Origin of the sequence: Mucilaginibacter sp. (genome assembly GCF_036383575.1) — a bacterium.
Taxonomy (GTDB): Bacteria; Bacteroidota; Bacteroidia; order Sphingobacteriales; family Sphingobacteriaceae; genus Mucilaginibacter.
The window spans coordinates 1-3,721 of sequence record NZ_DASVOB010000598.1 but is presented as its reverse complement, the minus strand read 5'-3'; the positions used below and the strand labels follow the sequence as shown (position 1 = coordinate 3,721).

The following is a 3,721-nucleotide window of genomic DNA, read 5'->3' as shown; positions in this document are numbered from 1 at the left end:
TCATGGTATTATACACCATAACAGCTTTGGTAGTGCTTATCCAAACCTCATGGCCGCGGTGCATAATGGCATTTTGATTGGCCTCAACAACCGGCTCTTTTGAACCGATATTATCAATTACCCAAAAGGTTTTCTTTGCAGGGTCATATTGCATCCGGTTAATTCCACGACCGGTACCCATCCAAAGCCTGCCGCGTTCGTCGGCCGCGAGGCTGTAAATACTGTTGGCTTTAAGTCCGTCATCAATATTGTAAACATTAACAGCCCCGGTTGTCATATCCCAGGTGTAGAGGCCGCTATCATCGGTACCTACCAACAGCAGGTCATGGTACCGGACCATGCTATAAACTGCGGTAGTTGGAAACGATTTGAGTTTAAAGCCGGAAACTATCTTCTTATTCACCACCAGCATTACGCCGTTTTGGGTACCTATTAAAACAGAATCGCGCCCAAGACCAAGCATTGATGCCGAATATGATGGGATCCCTTCCAACTGCTTCATTTCCCCGTTTTGATAGTAGAAACAGCCCATGGATGTAGCCAGCCATATAGTACCGTCAGCACCTGCAGTAATAAAATTGTAGGCAAAACCCGAACTGTTTTTTACCTGCCGGAAACCGCTTTTATCATATTCCCATAAACCTGTGCCGCCTGTGCCAATCCAAACAGTACCATTTTTATCGGTATATAAACATTGTACCCCTTTTAAATATGGCGAACCTGTAGGTACAGGCACTTCGCTGGTCTTTTTCCCGTCATAGCGTAAAAGACCTCCACCGTCAATCCCCATTAAAACATTGTTGTTCCAATCCTGGGCTACCGACATTACAATTTTCGATTCGGGGATACCTTGCGTACGGTCAAAAACCGTATACCGGTCGCCTTCGCAACGGTAAAGACCATTACCAAGACTACCCAGCCATAGGTTTTTATCGGCATCAAAATAAATATCGGGAATAGAGTTGTCAGTAAGGCCGTTTGATGAGTTATAGTGGATCACCTCATCGCCCATAATACAGTAAGCACCATTATCAGTACCCAGCCAAATGTTAGCATCAGCATCCTGCTCAATACACAGCAACTGGCCCTTCATTTTTTTAACAAAAGCTTTTATCACACATGGGGTAGCAATCCCGCCCGTTGCGCATAATAAATCAGACCGGGTTAAAAGGTAGGTTTTACTTTTATCAAAGCGATCGAAAAAGATCCGTTTAATAATTTGCTCATCATCCTTTGAAGGAACATCAATCGCGTGCTCCCATTTTTGCCCTTTAAGGCGATAGATGCCTTTTTTATAAACAGCAGCATATAATACACCTGCAGTGTTAACCGCCAAACTGGTAACAAAAAGTTCCGGGTCATCGCTAACAACCACGTGCTGCATTTTATCATTTTTAACCCTGAAAAGTATTCCGCCCGATGTAACCCATATGGTGCCTTCGCCGTCCTGGGTTATATTACCTACGAAATAGCGTTTTACTGGTATATCAGGTTTGTACCGGATAATACGCCCATTATAAAGCCTTGCGAGCCCGTTCATGGTACCAAACCAGGTACAGCCTCCTTTATCCGAAAAAATGGTTGAAACATAATTATCCGGCAAGCCGGTTAAGCGGGTATATGCGGTAAAGTCTTTTCCATCAAAACGGCAGGCCCCGCCAAACGTACCAATCCACAGGCGGTGGTCGGTATCCATGGTAAGCTTATTTATTTGCGACTGGATGAGCCCGTCCTCAATATCGTAGTGCGCAAAAATGTATTTCTGTGCGTAGGCCCGGTCTGTAAACAACACCATACATACCAGTGAACACAAAAGCAGAAAAACGGGGAAACGCGATAGCTTATTCAATTAAAAACGTAATTTAAATTACTTGTATGGGGGTACAATTAAAAAGTTAAATTAAAGCTAATTAAAATAAAAAAAATCACCCTAACAGGGTGATTAATTATTATCAGTTAAGGAAGTAAAATTTAGTTTTTTGCTACTACTGAGTTATTGTTATTCAGCGGTGTTTGAATGTCTTCAAACAGTTTGCATACCTGGGTTATTTTCCAGTCCTGTTTATCATTTTTTTCGATGATCAGGTAATCATGCTGGGTGCAGTTTTCGTAATTAAAATCAACCCTGGCAATTACCATGGCATCGCTTTTGGCAAGCACTTCATAGTTCGACTGGCAATTTTGCTGAGTGCCGGCATCCTTTTTCATCATACTTACCAGGTCCTCTTTTTCCTGTACAAGCACCTTTTCGCCGCGGGGTATTTTCAGTACAGAGTTATCGCTCATTATTGATTTTAATTTTTTAAAGTTGGAGGTCATATGGCTGTCAATGAAATCACGGATCACAGTGGTGTATCCTGTTTCGGTGACCGGACGACCGTACATGGTGCTGGCTGATAATAATCCTACTATGCATGCCAATAAAAATTTATTTTTCATTTGTGATATTTTTTTGATCAAATGTGGGCAGGCTTTGATCAAAAAAATATGCCTATCACACCTAAGCCATGGGGCTTGGACCATCTATAGCTACGAATATAGCAAGCAGGTGCTTTTCGCCTATCAAGGCTGTTTTTCGCATATTTTTGGCAGATATGCTATTTACCCGAAAACCAATGGTGATAATTCTTTAATTATCAATAAACAATAGCAGAAGCTGTCACTGGTATTTAAATCTGTACGAAAATATCTTTATTTTTGAGAGCATCGTTTACCGAATAAAACTACTACCGTAACTTGGAACCTACTGAAAACTTTTTCCGAAGCATTGTCGAGGCCTCGCCTTTTCCGGTGTATATGTGCATGGGCCGTGATAAGCTTATTGCTATTGCTAACGATGCCACTTTAAAAGCGTGGGGAAAAGACAAATCTATAATTGGGAAACCTTTTGATGAGGCTTTGCCCGATCTTAAAGGCCAACCCTTCAGCAGCCTGATAAGTGAAGTATACCGTACCGGCGAAACCTATTATGGCAACAATGAACCGGCCGAATTTATTATTAACGGCAAACGGCAGATCAATTATTACAAGTTCACCTTCCAGGCGGTACGTAACTCGCGCAGTAAAATAGTTGGGGTTATTTGCTTCTCAACCGATGTTACCGAAATTGAGCATGCCCGCCAGGCTATGGAAGAGAGCAGGTATACTTTGTATAACATGGTGAGGCAGGCCCCCGTTGGCATTTGCATAGTAAACAGTGATAACCTGGTAGTTGAAGTAGTTAACGACTCATACCTTGAGCTTGTTGGCCGTAAACGATCAGAAATGGAAAACCGAGATATTTGGGAGGCGATACCTGAAGCCGCCGAACTATATGCACCGGTAATGGATAATGTTATTGAAACAGGACAACCTATCACTGCCAAAGAGCATAAACTTTTGCTTGTGCGCAATGGCGTACCCGAAATGGTATTTGTTGATTTTGTTTATGAGCCTGTTCGTGGTTTTGATGGGCAAATGAGCGCTATCATGGTAATTGCCATTGATGTAACAGAAAAAGTTTTTGCACGCCGAAAAATTGAAGAAGCTGAAGAAAGGGCCCGACTGGCAGTTGAAGCTGCCGAAATAGGCACATTTGACCTCGACCTGCTTACTGATGAAATACTAACGTCAGAAAGGTTTAACGCCATATTTGGGGTTAACCGTGATGTACCCCGCGATTTATTTGTAAAAGCACTGCACCCCGACGATTTTGAATTGCGAAACAATGCCCATAAAATAG

The 3,721-nt window shown here is 42.4% G+C and carries 3 protein-coding genes; 1 reads left to right on the top strand and 2 read right to left on the bottom strand.

Going from position 1 to position 3,721, the window contains the following annotated elements:
* Positions 1 to 1,849, bottom strand: a 1,849-nt coding sequence (locus tag VF500_RS21400; protein ID WP_330861630.1) for a ligand-binding sensor domain-containing protein, incomplete at its 3' end; no start/stop codon positions are given.
* Positions 1,850 to 1,971: 122 nt separating this feature from the next.
* Positions 1,972 to 2,439 carry a nuclear transport factor 2 family protein gene (locus tag VF500_RS21395; RefSeq protein WP_330861629.1) on the bottom strand — a complete coding sequence of 156 codons (468 nt, stop codon included), beginning with the start codon at positions 2,437 to 2,439 and terminating at the stop codon, positions 1,972 to 1,974.
* Positions 2,440 to 2,736: 297 nt separating this feature from the next.
* On the opposite strand from VF500_RS21395, the gene VF500_RS21390 reads away from it, so the two are divergent.
* A partial coding sequence (locus tag VF500_RS21390) for a PAS domain-containing protein (protein ID WP_330861628.1) occupies positions 2,737 to 3,721 on the top strand: 985 nt, incomplete at its 3' end.